10 protein-coding genes are annotated in these 15,638 nt (G+C 58.8%); 4 read left to right on the forward strand and 6 right to left on the reverse strand.

Going from position 1 to position 15,638, the window contains the following annotated elements; translation table 11 throughout:
- The first annotated feature begins 217 nt into the window (after positions 1-217).
- The 4 genes from NFS22_RS09550 (at position 218) to NFS22_RS09565 (ending at position 4,529) form a co-directional block, all read left to right on the forward strand.
- Positions 218-1,591 carry an ABC transporter substrate-binding protein gene (locus NFS22_RS09550; protein ID WP_251317547.1) on the forward strand — a complete coding sequence of 458 codons (1,374 nt, stop codon included), beginning with the start codon at positions 218-220 and terminating at the stop codon, positions 1,589-1,591.
- Between the two features lie 158 nt (positions 1,592-1,749).
- Complete coding sequence (locus NFS22_RS09555; protein ID WP_251317618.1) at positions 1,750-2,643, forward strand: carbohydrate ABC transporter permease; 894 nt, start codon at positions 1,750-1,752, stop codon at positions 2,641-2,643.
- A gap of 12 nt (positions 2,644-2,655) precedes the next feature.
- Complete coding sequence (locus NFS22_RS09560) at positions 2,656-3,582, forward strand: carbohydrate ABC transporter permease (RefSeq protein ID WP_251317548.1); 927 nt, start codon at positions 2,656-2,658, stop codon at positions 3,580-3,582.
- Positions 3,583-3,617: 35 nt separating this feature from the next.
- Complete coding sequence (locus tag NFS22_RS09565; RefSeq protein ID WP_251317549.1) at positions 3,618-4,529, forward strand: dihydrodipicolinate synthase family protein; 912 nt, start codon at positions 3,618-3,620, stop codon at positions 4,527-4,529.
- Between the two features lie 65 nt (positions 4,530-4,594).
- On the opposite strand, the gene NFS22_RS09570 is transcribed toward NFS22_RS09565, so the two are convergent.
- The 6 genes from NFS22_RS09570 to NFS22_RS09595 all read right to left on the reverse strand — a co-directional run bounded on the left by NFS22_RS09570 (position 4,595) and on the right by NFS22_RS09595 (position 15,540).
- Positions 4,595-5,188 (reverse strand): hypothetical protein, encoded by a 594-nt coding sequence (locus tag NFS22_RS09570; protein WP_251317550.1) that lies wholly within the window; start codon positions 5,186-5,188, stop codon positions 4,595-4,597.
- Positions 5,189-5,205: 17 nt separating this feature from the next.
- Complete coding sequence (locus tag NFS22_RS09575) at positions 5,206-7,623, reverse strand: glycoside hydrolase family 3 C-terminal domain-containing protein (protein WP_251317551.1); 2,418 nt, start codon at positions 7,621-7,623, stop codon at positions 5,206-5,208.
- Positions 7,624-7,712: 89 nt separating this feature from the next.
- Positions 7,713-10,700, reverse strand: coding sequence for a glycoside hydrolase family 3 N-terminal domain-containing protein (locus tag NFS22_RS09580; RefSeq protein WP_251317552.1), 2,988 nt, complete (start codon positions 10,698-10,700; stop codon positions 7,713-7,715).
- Between the two features lie 180 nt (positions 10,701-10,880).
- Positions 10,881-12,212 (reverse strand): ATP-binding protein, encoded by a 1,332-nt coding sequence (locus NFS22_RS09585; protein ID WP_251317553.1) that lies wholly within the window; start codon positions 12,210-12,212, stop codon positions 10,881-10,883.
- Positions 12,209-12,919: a LytR/AlgR family response regulator transcription factor gene (locus tag NFS22_RS09590; RefSeq protein ID WP_251317554.1), complete on the reverse strand. Its 711-nt coding sequence runs from the start codon at positions 12,917-12,919 to the stop codon at positions 12,209-12,211. The genes NFS22_RS09585 and NFS22_RS09590 overlap by 4 nt, the downstream gene beginning before the upstream one ends.
- Before the next feature lie 485 nt (positions 12,920-13,404).
- On the reverse strand, positions 13,405-15,540 hold the full coding sequence (locus NFS22_RS09595; protein ID WP_251317555.1) for a PTS sugar transporter subunit IIABC: 2,136 nt from the start codon (positions 15,538-15,540) through the stop codon (positions 13,405-13,407).
- Between the last annotated feature and the right edge of the window lie 98 nt (positions 15,541-15,638).

A 15,638-nucleotide genomic window follows, 5' to 3' on the forward strand; every position in this document is an offset into this window, starting at 1 on the left:
TTTTCTTGTTTGTCAAGGCAAATTAGCGCGGATTATTTCGAACAATCCGGGCGAAATGCACAAAAATCGAAATTATTTTTGTACAATCCACTAAATCTGTTCTTTTTTCAGAAATTTTTTCGATTTTGATTGACACGGCGGCACCACCCTTGTATAATTTACACATTGACCCCAGCCTTGCGACCATATTTTTTGTGAAATTGAAGGAGGAACTGCAATGAAGATGAAGAAACTGATTGCGGCCGCTCTGGCCATGGCCATGGCCCTGTCACTGGCCGCCTGCGGCGGCGGCGGCCAGACCAGCACTCCCGGCAATAATACATCCGGCAGCGGCAGCCAGACCCCCGCCCAGAGCACCCCTGCAACGCCCTCCGGCGGCACCGAGATCAGCCTGTGGACCTATCCCATCGGCGATTGGGGCAAGGAGGACAAGGTCAAGGCCATTACCGACGCCTTTACCGCTGACACCGGCATCACCGTGAAGGTGGAGTATCTGGCCTACGCCGACGGCGACGACAAGGTAAACTCTGCCATCACCGCCGAAAACGCCCCCGACCTGATTATGGAGGGTCCTGAGCGCCTGGTGACCAACTGGGGCGACAAGGGCTATCTGGTGGACCTGTCCGATATGATTGACGACACCGACCGCAGTGAGATCAACGCCGCCGCCATGGCCGCCTGCACTCACTCCAACGGCTCTGTCTATGAGTATCCTCTGGTTATCACCGCCCACTGCATGGCCATCAACCTGAACGCCTTTAAAGAGGCGGGGGCCGACCAGTATCTGGACCTGGAGAACCACACCTGGACCACCGAGAACTTCATCAAGGCCGTTGACGCCCTGTACGCCAAGTACAACGCTCCTGTGGGCGCTGTCTTCTGCAAGGGCCAGGGCGGCGACCAGGGCACCCGTGCTCTCGTTAACAACCTGTACGGCGGCACCTTTGCCACCGCCTCCCACGACAAATACACATGGGACGATCCTTTGAACATCAAGGCTCTGGAGCAGCTCAAGAGCATGAAGGGCATTGCCTTTGACGCCTCTCTGGAGGGCGGCGACGAGATCAAGGTGTTCTATCAGGGTGTTCTGAAGATGGCCTTCTGCTGGAACATCGCCCAGCAGCTCAACCCCAACCAGGCTGATACCGGCGCTGGCCTGACCGCCGGCGGCGACGAGATCGTCTTCATGGGCTTCCCCTCTGAGAGCGGCAAGCCTGCCCTCCAGGGCGGTATCTGGGGCTTCGGAATCTTCGACAACGGCGATCAGGCCAAGATCGACGCCGCCAAGACCTTTATCAAGTGGATGTGCGACTCTGAGCACACCGTGGACGCCGTCAAGACCGCCAACTACTTCGCCGCCCGCTCCGCCGCCGAGGGTACTGACCTGTCCGGCATTTGGGCTGACAACGAGATCATGAATGAGTACCAGGTTCTCATGCCCTACCTGGGCGACTACTACCAGGTCACCACCGGCTGGGCCGGCGCCCGTACCGAGTGGTGGAACATGCTCCAGGAAGTGGGCAACGGCCAGGACATCACCACCTCTGTGAACACCCATGTGGCCGCCGCCAACGCGCTGGCCGCGGGCTAAGCTGACGGTATAATTTGTAAAAAGAGAAAAGGGTCTTGTACGCCCCTCTCCCGCGAAGGGCGGGAGAGGGGCGCTTTGACTACACGCTCAGCCCCTGACGGGGGATGTGTTCCGGTTGTAAAGGAGTGTTGAATTTGGCAAAACAGTCGAAACCCTCTATGAGCAGAGCGCTGCAGCGCCGGGAGAACATTGCCGGCTACCTGTTTATGCTGCCCAGCCTGATTTTCTTTATTGGCTTTGTGGTAATCCCCATGGTGATCTGTATTTTCACCAGTCTCACCGATATGAACATGCACGACCCCGGACTGTTCGGCAACTTTGTCGGCCTGAGCAACTTTACCCGCCTGTGGCAGGACACAGCGTTTTTGGCCGCGCTGAAAAATACCTTTATCATTGTGATTGTCAGCGTGCCCACGGTGTGCGCCTTCTCGCTGTGGGTGTCCTCCGCCATCTACCGGCTGAAGGGCCCCGTGCTGTCCGCCTTCCGCTGCATCTTCTATCTGCCTGTGGTCACCGGCTCTGTGGCCGTTACTGTGGTGTGGAAGTGGATGTATGACAACTACACCGGTATTTTTAACCATGTGCTCAAAAGCGCGGGCCTGATTGAACAGAACATCAACTGGCTGGGCGACCCAAAATTCGCCCTGTGGTGCATCATTTTGATCCTGTTCACCACCTCTGTGGGCCAGCCTATCGTGCTCTATGTCTCCGCCCTGGGCAACGTGGACACCACTCTGGTGGAGGCCGCCCAGGTGGACGGCGCCACCGATTTCCAGGTCTTCTGGAAGGTGAAGTGGGCTCAGATGCTGCCCACCACTTTGTATATCCTGGTCATCACCACCATCAATTCCTTCCAGTGCTTTGCCCTGATCCAGCTGCTGACCAAGGGCGGCGCCGGCACTGACACAGTGATGTACCGCATCTACTGGACCGCCTTTAAGCTGACAGAGCAGGCGGGCCACTTCGGCTACGCCAACGCCATGGGCGTGGTGCTGGCCATCTTTATCGGACTGCTGTCCGCCCTCCAGTTCAAGCTGGCCAAAGAGAAGTAAGGGGGTGCTGGTATGAAAATTGAAAACGGCCGCGGCCGCGCTTATAAAATCATGTCCATTGTGATCCTGATCATCCTGGCGTTCCTGTTTACCTTCCCGCTGTATTGGATTGTCACCGGCGCTTTTAAAAACGGGGCGGATATCAACGCCACCAAGCCCATCTGGCTGCCCACCGAGTGGGTAGGCACCAATTTTGAGAAGCTGATGAAGCAGCGCACCGTCCCCCTGTGGGAGATTTTCCTGCCCTTTGGCAGCTTCTTCAACAACGGCGAGAAGGTGGTCCTCACCGCCGGGCCAGACGCCCCCGCCGCCTTCCGGTGGCTGATTAACGCGGTGTTTATGTCGGTGGCCGCCATGCTCCTCACCTGCCTCACCGCCGCCATGGCCGGCTATGCCCTGGCCAAGAAGCGGTTCAACGGCCGGGCCATTTTGTTCTCCCTCATTGTGTGCGCCATGGCCCTGCCCAAGCAGGTTATCCTGATTCCCCTGCTGAAAGAGATGGCCTCTTTGCGGCTGTATGACAGCCTGTGGGCCGTCATCTTCCCCACCGTAGGCTGGCCCTTCGGCGTGTTTTTGATGAAGCAGTTCTCCGAGAGCATTCCGGGAGAAATTCTGGAGGCCGCCCGTATTGACGGCTCCAGCGAGTGGAATACCTTCTCCACCGTGGTCATGCCCATGATTAAGCCGGGTATCGGCGCGCTGGCCATTTTCACCTTTATCAACTGCTGGAACGACTACTTTATTCAGCTGGTTATGCTGGCCAGCGGAAGCAACTTTACCATCCCCCTGGGTATTGCCACCCTCCAGGCGGAGACCTCCATCGACAACGGCCTGCTGATGGCCGGCGCGACCTTGGCCGCCGCCCCGATTATCATTGTGTTCCTGATTTTCCAAAAGTACTTCACTCAGGGCATCACCATGGGTGCTGTGAAGGGATAAGTGCTGTTATAATTGACAATTGAGGTGAGTCAAACATGAAAGATTGTTCCAAATATCAGGGTATTTTTCCCGCCTTTTACGCTTGCTACGACAAGGACGGCAAGGTGGACGGCCAGGCCGTCCGGGCTTTGGCCCGCTATCTGCTGGACAAGGGAGTCAAGGGCCTGTATGTAGGCGGCTCCTCCGGCGAATGTATCTACCAGAGCGTGGCTGAGCGGAAGGAAACCCTGGAGCACGTGATGGCTGAGGTGGGCGGCAAGCTGACCATCATTGCCCACGTGGCCTGCAACAACACTGCGGACAGCCAAGAGCTGGCCGCTCACGCCGAGAGCCTGGGGGTGGACGCCATTGCGGCCATTCCGCCCATCTATTTCCACCTGCCCCCCAAGGGAATTGCCAAGTACTGGAACGACATCTCCAGCGCGGCCCCCAACACCGACTTTATCATCTACAACATCCCCCAGCTGGCCGGGGTGGCCCTTACCGTGCCCCTGCTCCAGGAGATGCTGAAAAATCCCAGGGTAATCGGAGTGAAGAACTCCTCCATGCCCGTTCAGGACATTCAGCTGTGGCACGACGAGGGTGCGGTGGTCTTTAACGGGCCGGATGAGCAGCTGCTGTCCGGCCTGACCGCCGGGGCTGTCGGCGGAATCGGCGGGACCTACGGCGCCATGCCCGAGCTGTATCTGGAGATTTTCCGCTGCTTTAAGGCCGGTGAGCTGGAAAAGGGGATGGAGATCCAGAACGAGTGCTGCCGCATCATCTACAAGATGTGCTCCGCCCAGGGGAACCTGTACGCGGTGATTAAGGAGGTTGTCCGCCTCCAGGGCGGCCCCGATGTGGGAGGCGTCCGCGCCCCTCTGCTGGAGCTGGCGGAGGAAGACCACAGCATTACCGCTCAGATCTGCGAGATGATTCAAGCTGCCGTTGGAAAATACTGCGGCTAAAGTCTGAAATTTATCTGTACCAGAAAACCTCCTCCGGAGCTGCCAGGCTCCGGAGGAGATTTTTGTCAGTTCCGCTTCGCTCCAAACTCGGGGGCGAAGATTTTGTTGTCTACAGCGAAAATGATGACCATAGCCACACCGCCGGTAACCACGGTGGTGACAATGCTGCTGACCGTATTGCGCACAGCTTCGTTAGAGATGAGCGCCACGGTGACGGGATTCCACACGCAGGTAAACAGGTTCATCACCAGGAACACCGCAATGGTGGCCAGCAGATGCAGTCCAATCTGAGAAACCAGAGGACCGTGGCTCTTAAAGGTCACATTGCGCTGAAGGGGGAAGTTGATGCACTCGCCGAAGAAGATGGCGGTCAGGTTGGCCAGGGTAAAGGCCAAACCGCTGTTGACCAGGCAGGCACCGTCCGCGCCGACCTCAAGGGCATTGCCAATGATGGACAGCTTGAAGCCGACCCCAAACAGCTCCACCGGGATGCCGGGAAACAGCCACTCTGCGTCACCCACGACGCCGTGGAACAAGCCAGGCAGAAACATAAGCATCACCGCTTTCAGGGCGGTGACCACCCAGCTGAAAATAAGGAACAGTCCGCCCTTGCGGATCCATTCCGCCGCCTTGGGGTGTTTTTGCGCAAAATCGTTCATAGTTCCAACCTCCCCCTTCACTTGATTTCAGCGGCGGCTTTGCGCTTTTGACCGGCCCGGAAGAAGCCGCCGATAATCTGTCCAAACCCCTTGAAGAAATGTCCGTTGACAATGATGAGGATGCCCTCGGCCATCTCCATGGTGCATATGCCGCCAGTCATCTTGGCAATGCCCCGGAAGGGCATGTTGTAATTGAACATCAGGTTCAGATTGGGCTTGCCCTTTTCCATGCTCTTGTTGAGGAAATGGGTCAGAATCTTATAGACCAGCCGGGCCAGGCCGCTTTTGGCGTAATACATCTGGCACAGGGCGTCGTTCATGGTGAGGGTGCCGCTCCAGCTTCCGTCGGGGATGGGGCTGCCCAGCAGCTGTTCAAATTCCCCATCAGGGACGGCTCTGACAGCGCCGCCGTAGTAGCTGGACAGCCCCTTGCCGGCGTAGGGATTGGGGGCGCCGGTCCCAGCCACGGTCACACTGCCGGACAGCTTGATGTCCGCTGCGGAGGCTCCAATCAAAATATGATATTCTCCGCCCTCCACCTCAAACTGGCCGGTCTTGACGTTGAAATACCGGAACGCCTTGTCGTCCAGGGGGATGGTGACCGTTTTGCGCTCCCCCGCCTTGAGCAGCACCTTGGCAAAGCCCTTCAGCTCCTTCGCAGGCCGGAACACCTCACCGGACGGCTTGGAGATATAGAGCTGAGCCACCTCCGCGCCGTCCATCTTCCCGGTGTTGGTGAGGGTGAAGACTGCTTCCTTGTCAGTGACCTTCAGGTCGCTGTACTCAAAGGTGGTGTAGCTCAGGCCGAAGCCGAAGGGAAACAGAACAGGGATGTTGGCCGTCTCGAAGTAGCGGTAGCCCACATACAGACCTTCCCGATACTCGGCAGTGCGCTGCTTGGCGGGGAAGTAGGGGGCGGAGGACACATCCTTGTATTGAATGGGATAGCTCTCGGCCAGCTTGCCGGAGGGGTTGATTTCCCCCAGAATGGCCTGGAGCATGGCGCTGGCCCCCGCCTGACCGCAGAGGTAGCCGTGAATCAGGGCTCTGCACTTGTCCAGCCAGGGCATTTCCACAGCGGAACCGGCGGACATCACTGCCACCACCTTGGGATTGACGGCGGCCACAGCTTCCAGCAGGTCGATCTGGCTCTGGGGCAGCTTCATGTGGGGGCGGTCCAGACCCTCGCTCTCGCTGATCTCGTCCAGGCCCAGGTAGAGCAGGACGGTATCCGCTTTTTTTGCCAGCTCCACCGCCCTGGCCTGCATGGCGGGGTCGCCCTTGCCGCTGCGGGGATAGCCCGGCTCAAAACCGGCCAGCTCCAGGTCGAAATCGCCAATCACGTCCATGGTGTGGTCCAGCTTTGTGGGGTTGACCACCGAGGAGCCTGCCCCCTGATACCGGGCGTTTTTGGCAAACTCGCCGATTACGGCCACTTTGGCGCCCTTTTTCAGCGGAAGGATGTTCCCCTCGTTTTTCAGCAGGACAATGGATTCCCCCGCCGCCTTGGCCGCCATTTTGTGGTGGGCGTCCAGGTCAAAGGGCTTGCCCTCCAGGGGGGCGACCGCCTTGGTGACAGGCAGAATTACATCCAGCATTTCATCCACCCGCTGGTTGATGATTTCTTCGCTGATTTTTCCCTCCCTGACGGCCTGAACCAGCTCCAGGTCGGAGTCGCCGCCGGTGGTGGGCATCTCCAGGTGGGAACCCGCCCGGACGCCCTCCACGTGATCGTTGGAGGCGCCCCAGTCGGAGACGACGAAGCCGTCAAAGCCCCATTCGTCCCGGAGGATTTCCTGCAAGAGGTGATAGTTTTCGTTGGCGTAAACTCCGTTGATCTCATTGTAGGAGGACATGATAGACCTGGCCTTGCCCTCTTTAACGGCGATCTCAAAGCCGGTGAGGTAAATCTCCCGCAGGGTCCGCTCGTCCAGAACGGAGTTGGAGGCCATCCGCCGCAGCTCCTGGGAGTTGACAGCGAAGTGTTTGGGACAGGCGGACACCCCCTTTTTCTGGATGCCCCGGATGTAACCGGCGGCCATCTTTCCGGCCAGATAGGGGTCCTCGGAGAAATATTCAAAGTTTCTGCCGCACAGGGGACTGCGTTTGATGTTCAGCCCCGGACCCAGCAGAACGCCAACCCCCTGGGAGGCGGCCTCCTCCCCCAGATACTCACCAATCGTCTCCCCCAGGGCCGGGTCCCAGGAGTTGGCAATGGTGGCGGCGGTGGGAAAGCAGGTGGCGGGCAGAGAGGGGTTCAGCCCCAGCTGATCCCCCGCCCCCGCCTGCTTGCGCACCCCGTGGGGGCCGTCGGACAACGTCATGCTGTGCACCCCTAACCGCTCTATGCTGCGGGTCTGCCAAAAGTCCTTGCCGGAGAGGAGGTAACACTTTTCCTCCAGCGTCATGTTCCGGATGACATCTTGATGTTTCAATTCAAATCCCTCCTGTTGGAGCCCCTCCCCCTCCCCCTCCCCCGGGGTGGAGAAGGGGGCGGACGGTCATTGTGCTGCTGTTTGGATGCTTACTGCTTCTTTTTGCGGTAGTTGAGAATCAGAAGGACCTCGGCGGCTGCCAGGACCACTCCAATGCCGATATCGGCCATGAGGAAGGTCTTGGTCATGTTGTCCATGCCGCCGGTAGGATCGCCGTTGGCATAGTAGCCGCTGTTGCCAATGGTATACAGGATGTTCTTGCAGGACTGTCTCATGTTGATTACAGCGGTGGCGCTCTGGTCGGTGAACTTGTTGGACTCGGCCTGACCAAAGGCCAGCATCAGGTCGTTACCGGTGCGGACACAGTGGTCGGAGATCATGTAGCCGTAAGAGCCGTTGTAGTCGCTCTCCACCATGCCCACAAAGCCCCACTCGTCCCGCAGGACGGTGTTGAGCAAGTCGGGGTTGGAGCAGGAGGGCTGGGTGCCAATGAAGTTGAAGGAGGACATGGCGGCGATACACTTGCCGGTGTAGTCCTTGACGCAGCGTTCGAAGGGCTTGAGGTAGATCTCCCGGATGGCCTGCTCAGAGGCGTAGGTGAGCAGGACGGCGCAGCGGTTGGTCTCCTGGTCGTTGAGGGCGAAGTGCTTGATGTAGGGGTAGATGCCCTTGGTGGCCGCGCCGTTGATCTCAGCGGCGGCCAGATAGCCGGCCAGCACGCCGTCCTCAGAGAAGTATTCAAAGTTGCGTCCGGCAAAGGCGGAGCGGTGGGTGTTCATGGCGGGGCCATACCAGCCGTAGTTGCTGGCCTCGGCGTACTCCTGGCCCATGGCCACGCCCATGTCATAAATCAGCTCCTTGTTCCAGGTCTGGGCCATCAGGACCTCGGAGGGGTAGGCGGTGCCGTAGGCCCCGGTGATAAAGTTGGACAGTCCGGCAGGGCCGTCGCAGTCGGAGGTGGCGATCTTGCCTACGGAGTCTACCGCCGCGGTCTGCCAGCCGCCAATGTTAATCATGGTGACCATGTCCTCAAAGGTGAGCTGATCCAGCAGCTGCTCCCACTGGGGATCGTCATAGTCCTTGCCAGTGAGATCAATGAGCTTCAGGCCGTTGTCTGCCCCCAGGGTGGGCATCTGATCGTTGGGGTTATCCAGGGCGGTGGGGTCGTAGTAGCCAAACAGGTTCTTCTCCACGGCGGAGCGGGTCTCGGCGCTCATGGCGTAGGCGGAGGAGGCGGGGGCAGCGGTGGCCTGGTCGTAGTTAGCAAAGCCGCCGGCGCGGGAGAGCTGGACAAAGTCGCCCCGGGCGTAGTCCTGGAACCGGTTGACGGCGGGGATCAGATCGCTGGGCCTGCCGGAGCTGTAGTCAATGTCGGCGCTCTCGGTAAAGGTAGCCGCATCCAGTACGGTGTGGGAGCTGGAGCGGATGGACAGGGTATAGTCCCCGGCCTCCAGGATGTAGCCGCCGCCATTCACCTTGATCCCGTCGTCATAGGCGGCAAAGTCCTCCTTGGGAATATCGAAGTGGATGGTTTCAATGGCGTTGGGCTCCAGAATCTGGGTCTTGCCGAACTGAATCAGGTTGACGCTGGCCTTCTCAATGCCGCCGTCGGTGTAGGGGGGCTCAAAGTAGACCTCCACAACCTCCTTGCCGGCGGCAGAGCCGGTGTTGGTCACCTTCACGTCCAGGGAGACAGTGTCGCCGCTGGCGTCAAAGCTGGTGATTTCCTGAGTAAAGGTGGTGTAGCTCAGACCAAAGCCAAAGGGATACTGGACATAGTCGTCGTAGTTAATCAGGCCCTCCTGGGCGGCGGTCTCATAAAACTTGTAGCCCACGTAGATACCCTCCACATAGTTGACAAAGGACACCACGCCCTGATAGGCGCCGTCGTTTTCCACCATCTGGCGGCGCAGATCATCCACGTTGTTGAAAGCGAAGTTGCCGAAGTTGTTCCAGGTGGGGGTCTTTGTCAGATCCTTCACATAGGTGTCCGCCGTCCGGCCGGAGGGGTTAACCTCGCCGGAGATGATCTTGCCCAGGCCGGCAAAGCCGGTGTTGCCGGCGCCGGGGGCCAAAATCACCGCGCCAATGGAGGGGTACTGGTCCACCCAGCCCAACTCCATGGCATTGTTGGCGTTGATGACCACTACCACGTTGTCAAACTCAGAGCACACTTTTTCCACCATGTTCTCCTCGGTGACGGACAGCTCCAGGTAGTGCTCGCCCTGCTCAAAGTCGTCATAGCTGCCGTTGTTGGTATAGGTGCCCTTGAAGTAGTCGTAGTTGTCGGGGGCGTAGGACACCTGAGTGTCAATGTTATAGGTGCCGTGAATCAGGGCGTACATGTCGGTGGGCAGGTCGGCGTTCTCGCCGCCGGAGCGGGAGATGACAATCACGGCGGTGTCGGAAAAGCCCTTGGCCTGACTCATGACGGCGTCGGTGTAGGCATCGGCGGTGGGCTCGGGGAGGGTCCAGTCCTGGGAGTGCATGTCGATAACAGGACGGTCAGAGCGGTAGTCAGTATAGAGCTTGGTCAGCTCCTCGTTGGTGGTAAAGCCGGCGTCCTTCAAAGACTGGAGGATACCCACGGCGGTGGAGGCGTCGGAGGAGCCGGAGCCGGTGCCGCCGAAGATGGGATTGGTGGAGCCCCAGCCGAAGACGTTCAGGCTGCCGCCGCCGGACAGGGGGAGCAGGCCGTTGTTCTTCACCAGAACCAGGCCCTCCTCGCCCACCTTTTGAATGGCCGCCTTGCTGGAGTTTACCGTTTCAGCGGACAGGTTGACCTTGGCGGCGTTGAGGGCGCCAGAGACGTTGGTGTACATGGGGCCGAAGCAGATTAAGTTGACGCAGATGGCTGCAACGGCGATCATAGCAATCACCGCGTTGCAACGGATCAGGCCGCGTACGCCCTTTTTCGCCTTGCCGGCGGCAATCAGGACCACAATCATAACCACCAGGGCGGCCAGGATGGCGTAGACATAGCCGCTGCACATCTCCAGATAGGATTGCAGATCGGCGTAGCTGACACCCATGGAGGTAACAATGGGGGACAGCAGATTGGCAAGCAGTTTCATCATGTTGAACCTCTCCTTTTTCCTTGTTCCGGTGGCCGGAGGGCCCCGGATTTCTTACAGCTCCAGATTGTATCACATAGGAGGGCGCGCAGCATATAAGGAGCGCAAACTGCTGGCTTTTCTGCGCAAACTGTTTTTGGATATGGATGTTCTGCACAAAAAACATCCCGGCCGTTTGACGATTCAAACAACCGGGATGGGGACCACAATATTCATTTCAAACCAGCCGTTCCGGTTGTGGATGGTCATGGTGCCGCCGTATTTATCCGCGGTGTAGCGGATGGATTTGATGCCGAAGCCGTGGTAAGCGCCGTCGTCCTTGGTGGAGACGGGCAGGCCGTCCTGAAATTCCAGATGTTCCTCGCAGTAGTTCTCGCACTGGATGACCAGAAAGTCCTTTCGGGTATATACCGCCAGATGGATCAGCCGCTTCTTTTTGTCCTGGATGGTCAGCTCATATTCAATGGCGTTGTCCAGAATGTTGCCGAAGATGGAGCAGATGTCCATCACATCCATAAACTCCAGCCGGGCCCCGTCGGCCACGCAGGTCAGCTCAATGCCGTGGCGGGCGCAGTACAGGCTTTTGCCGGTGAGTACGGTGTCCAGCACCGAGTTGCCCGTCTTGTTCTGGGCCTCATAGGTGCGGATCTCCTCCTCCATCCCGTCCAGAAAGTCCAGCCGCCGCTGGGGGTCCTGCTCCGCCCGGAGTACGGCGATCTGATGCTTCAGGTCGTGGTACTTCCGGTTGACCACATCGATGCTCTCCCGGGATTGCTTATACTGGATGTACTGGTTTTGCAGGATGTTCTGGATGGCGTCCAGCTCCCGCTGCATATACAGCTCACACCGCTGCACATGGTAGGCGTACAGCATAGCCACCCCGGCCAGGTCCATCAGGGTGCGGATGTTGTAGATGCTCTCAATGGCGGAGCTGCTGAAAGGGGTGTTGGAGTAGACAAAGGACAGGTTGCTCATAAGAAAGCAGGCCGCACTGATGACCACCGGGGGACACAGCTCCCCCGCCCGGAAGACCAGGGCGGAGGGCGGGTCCTCCCGCAGGCCGGTCAGCCGGCGTATGATCTGGAACACGCCGAGATAGACCGCCGCCAGAAAGGCCAGAGACAGCAAAATTGCGGACCATGTCCCCTCCTGAATATCCAGCCTGTGCCGGGTGTAGGAGTACAGCTGCCACTCCAGCGAGGCGGCAAACTCTGCGGTGAGAAAGGCACAGGCGGTAAAGTAGCCCGCACTGGTCAGGGGGATATTGCAGCATGCGGCAATGAGAAAAAACATCAGTCCCACCGCCGCCATCATACAGGGCAGCCACAAAGGGATGGGCAGGCCGTCAGTCAGGCAGAGAAACAGGCACTGGACCGCCAGCCCCAGGCCCAGCATGGCCCACAGCCGGGGACCGGTGACGCGCAGGGGGCGTCTGCGGATAAAGACCAGACAGGCGCACCACTCGGCAAGGGCGGTAAACAGCCTGGGAATGTCGGAGAGGTAGACCTGATTCATGTTCGCATCCCTCCCACATAATCGGCCAGGGCGTTTAAAAAGGCGGCCCGGCGGTCCCGGCTGATGAGCAGCTTGTCCCCCTGAACCACGGCGCAGCCGTCCTGCACCCCGCGCACATGGGCCAGGTTGACCAGATAGCCCTTGTTGCACCGCAAAAAGCCCTTGTCCGCAAGGGCCTCCTCCATCTGCTGGAGGGTGGAGGAGGAGGCGTAGATGCCGTCCCGGGTATGAAACATCAGCTGATGCCCCAAACGCTCAATATAGCAGATATCCCCAATATCCAGCTTCAAAGCGCCCCCCTTTACCGCCACGGTGATATAGGCGTCCTCCCGTTTGCGGATGTAGCGCAGGCACCGGGTAAGCCGCTGGGAAAAGGAAAAGTAGTTCAGCGGCTTGAGAATGTAGTCCAGGGCGTTGACGGAGTAGCCCTGGATGGCGTACTGGGCCAGGTTGGTCACAAAGATGATAACCACCGCGGGGTCACTTTTCCGGATGTGGGCCGCCGCCGTCATTCCGTCCACAAAGGGCATGTCCACGTCCAGCAGGAGCAGGTCATACTCCGGCTTGTAGTGCTCAATCAGGTCCTCGCCGTTATCGTAGCGGGTGATCTGAAAGGTGCGGCCCGTCTCCTGGCCGTAATCCCGGAGGAATTGTTCCAGCTTGGCGCAGCACTGCAAGTCATCCTCCGCAATGATAGTACGGATCATCCCATGTCCCTCCTTCCGGCCCTGGGCACGGTGTTATGAGAGTATTTTCCCATAATTTCTTATGAATTGCAACGCTTATTTTCTAAAAAACACATTTTCCGGGCGGAATTTTCCCGGGAAATATAAATCTGGAACGCCGCGCTGCCATTTCTTTATCCCCGAAAATGCCGTTCTATTGTATAACATTCCAATATCTGCACCCATTATTGAAAGAGAAGACCGATTGTAAAGGCGGCTTGTGGCCGCCCGCAGAAACAAATGGCTCTGTCTGTGACAGGCGGGCGGCCATAGGCTGCCCCTACAGTTCCGGTGCCGTCAGTTTTTAAGTTTGCTATAAAATGCCGGTATAGTCCGAAAATACGGGCTATACCGACATGCTAAGAACTTCTAAAGAGATAATCTATAACAAATGCCAAAAATCCTGACAAAGGGGCCAGCCCCCGCGGATAATTTGTGGGGGCCGCTAATTTGGGGGGGCAATCTGATCAGCCTTTTATCTCCAGCAGAGGGGCGCCCGCCTGGATCTGGCCCTGAGCTTTGGGGGTGACGCTCTGATAGTCGTCGGTGTTGCAGACGATCATGGGGGTGGTACACAGGTAGCCCGCCGCCTTGATGGCGTCAATGTCGAAGGAGATGAGCAGGTCGCCCTTTTTCACCTTCTGATCTACGGCGACATGGGCCTTAAAGTGCTTGCCGCCCAGTTCCACGGTGTTGATGCCGATATGGAGCAGCAGCTCCACACCCTCGCCGGTGACCAGGCCAATGGCGTGGTGGGTGTCGAACAGGTTATCCACCACAGCGTCGGCGGGGGCGAACAGCTTGCCCTCAGAGGGCTCAATGGCCACACCTTCCCCCAGTACACAGGTTGCGAAGGCCTCGTCCTGGACCTGGTCCATGGGGACCACAGTACCGCTCATATGGGCGGACATCAGCGTGTCCTGTTTTTTCTCTGCGGGGGCCTTGGCCGGTGCGGCCGCAGGAGCGGAGGTGGAGATATCGTCCAGATGGTCAGACTCGGGGGAGTCCATAAAGTCCACCAGGTTGGATTTGATTACCGCCACCTGGGGGCCGTACACCACCTGGACGCCGTTGCCCTTATGGATCACTCCGGAGGCTCCGGACTGCTTGAGCATGGCGTCGGAGACCTTGGAGGCGTCAATGACGGTGACCCGCAGGCGGGTGGCGCAGCAGTCCACATCAGACAGGTTGGCCTTGCCGCCCAGGCCCTGGAGAATCAGCGCGGAGACAGGGTCAGACAGGCCGCCTGCCGGGGAGGAGCCGTCCGGGCCCACACCGGTCTTGGCCTTGAAGTCGGAGCGGGTGAAGAGCTTGGTCTCCTCCCCGTCATCCTCCCGGCCCGGAGTTTTCAGGTTCATTTTAGTAATCATAAAATAGAAGGTGAAATAATACAGCACAAAATACACCGCACCCACAATGGGCACCCAGATCCAGTGGGTCTTGTCATTGCCCTGGAGAATGCCGAACAGGGTCAGGTCGATAATGCCGCCGGAGAAGGTCATGCCCACGCCCACGTTGAAAATGTGCATCAGCATGTAGGACAGGCCGGCATAGACGCAGTGGACAGCGTACATCAGAGGGGCCACGAACAGGAAGGTGAACTCCAGCGGCTCAGTGATACCGGTGAGCATGGCGGTGAGGGCGGCGGAGATGAGCAGTCCCCCCGCCACCTTCCGCTTTTCGGGCTTGGCGGTTTTATACATGGCCAGCGCCGCACCGGGCAGGCCCAGGATCATAAAGGGGAACTTACCCGCCATAAACCGGGTGGCGGAGACGGAGAAGACTTCCGTGGACTTGGAGGCCAGCTCGGCGAAGAAGATGTTCTGAGCGCCCTGGATGGTCACGCCGTCCACAATAGCGGTTCCGCCCACGGCGGTCTGCCAGAAGGGCATATAGAACACGTGGTGCAGGCCGAAGGGGATGAGGGCCCGCTCCAGGATGCCATAGATCCAGGTGCCGGCGTATCCGGACTGGATGACCAGATTGCCCAGGGCGGCAATGCCCATCTGAACTACGGGCCAGATAAAGAACATAGCAATGCCCACCACCACGAAGACGGCGGTGCAGACGATAGGGACAAAGCGGGTGCCGCCGAAGAAGGAGAGCACCTGAGGCAGCTGGATCTTATAGAAGCGGTTGTGGAGGGCGGCTACCCCCAGGCCCACAATGATGCCGCCGAACACACCCATTTGCAGGGTGGTGATGCCCAGGGTGGAGGTGGTGGAGTTGGCCGCCATGGCCTCCACGCCGCCCCGGGAGGTAATCATGGCGGAGATGGCGGTGTTCATCACCAGGTAGGCGATAGCGCCGGACAGGGCGGCCACCTCCTTTTCCTTTTTGGCCATGCCGATTGCCACGCCCATGGCGAAGAGCAGGGCCAGGTTGTTGAACACGGCGCTGCCGCACTGGTTCATAATGTCCAGGATGGTGTAGGCCACGCTGCCCTCGTAGATGACGCCGGTGAGGCCGTAGGCCTCCAGCATGGTCTGGTTGGTGAACGAGCTGCCAATACCCAGCAGCAATCCGGCCACGGGCAGCAGGGCAATGGGCAGCATAAACGAGCGGCCCACCCGCTGCAATACGCCAAAGATTTTGTCCTTCATAAAATGTTCCTCCTTTTGTTGCAGTATGGCTGAAACTATAAAAACCCATACGACGCATGCCGGAGGATGCCGGTACGCGTTGTATGGGTTTCGCCCGC

It is taken from the genome of Flintibacter muris, assembly GCF_943192995.1.
GTDB lineage: Bacteria > Bacillota > Clostridia > Oscillospirales > Oscillospiraceae > Lawsonibacter > Lawsonibacter muris.

Excerpts from the sequence above, each read along its gene's own strand:
- NFS22_RS09550 (WP_251317547.1), top strand. The coding sequence starts at position 218 with ATGAAGATGAAGAAACTGATTGCGGCCGCTCTGGCCATGGCCATGGCC.
- NFS22_RS09555 (WP_251317618.1), top strand. The coding sequence starts at position 1,750 with ATGAGCAGAGCGCTGCAGCGCCGGGAGAACATTGCCGGCTACCTGTTT.
- NFS22_RS09560 (WP_251317548.1), top strand. The coding sequence starts at position 2,656 with ATGAAAATTGAAAACGGCCGCGGCCGCGCTTATAAAATCATGTCCATT.
- NFS22_RS09565 (WP_251317549.1), top strand. The coding sequence starts at position 3,618 with ATGAAAGATTGTTCCAAATATCAGGGTATTTTTCCCGCCTTTTACGCT.
- NFS22_RS09570 (WP_251317550.1), bottom strand. The coding sequence starts at position 5,188 with ATGAACGATTTTGCGCAAAAACACCCCAAGGCGGCGGAATGGATCCGC.
- NFS22_RS09580 (WP_251317552.1), bottom strand. The coding sequence starts at position 10,700 with ATGATGAAACTGCTTGCCAATCTGCTGTCCCCCATTGTTACCTCCATG.
- NFS22_RS09585 (WP_251317553.1), bottom strand. The coding sequence starts at position 12,212 with ATGAATCAGGTCTACCTCTCCGACATTCCCAGGCTGTTTACCGCCCTT.
- NFS22_RS09590 (WP_251317554.1), bottom strand. The coding sequence starts at position 12,919 with ATGATCCGTACTATCATTGCGGAGGATGACTTGCAGTGCTGCGCCAAG.
- NFS22_RS09595 (WP_251317555.1), bottom strand. The coding sequence starts at position 15,540 with ATGAAGGACAAAATCTTTGGCGTATTGCAGCGGGTGGGCCGCTCGTTT.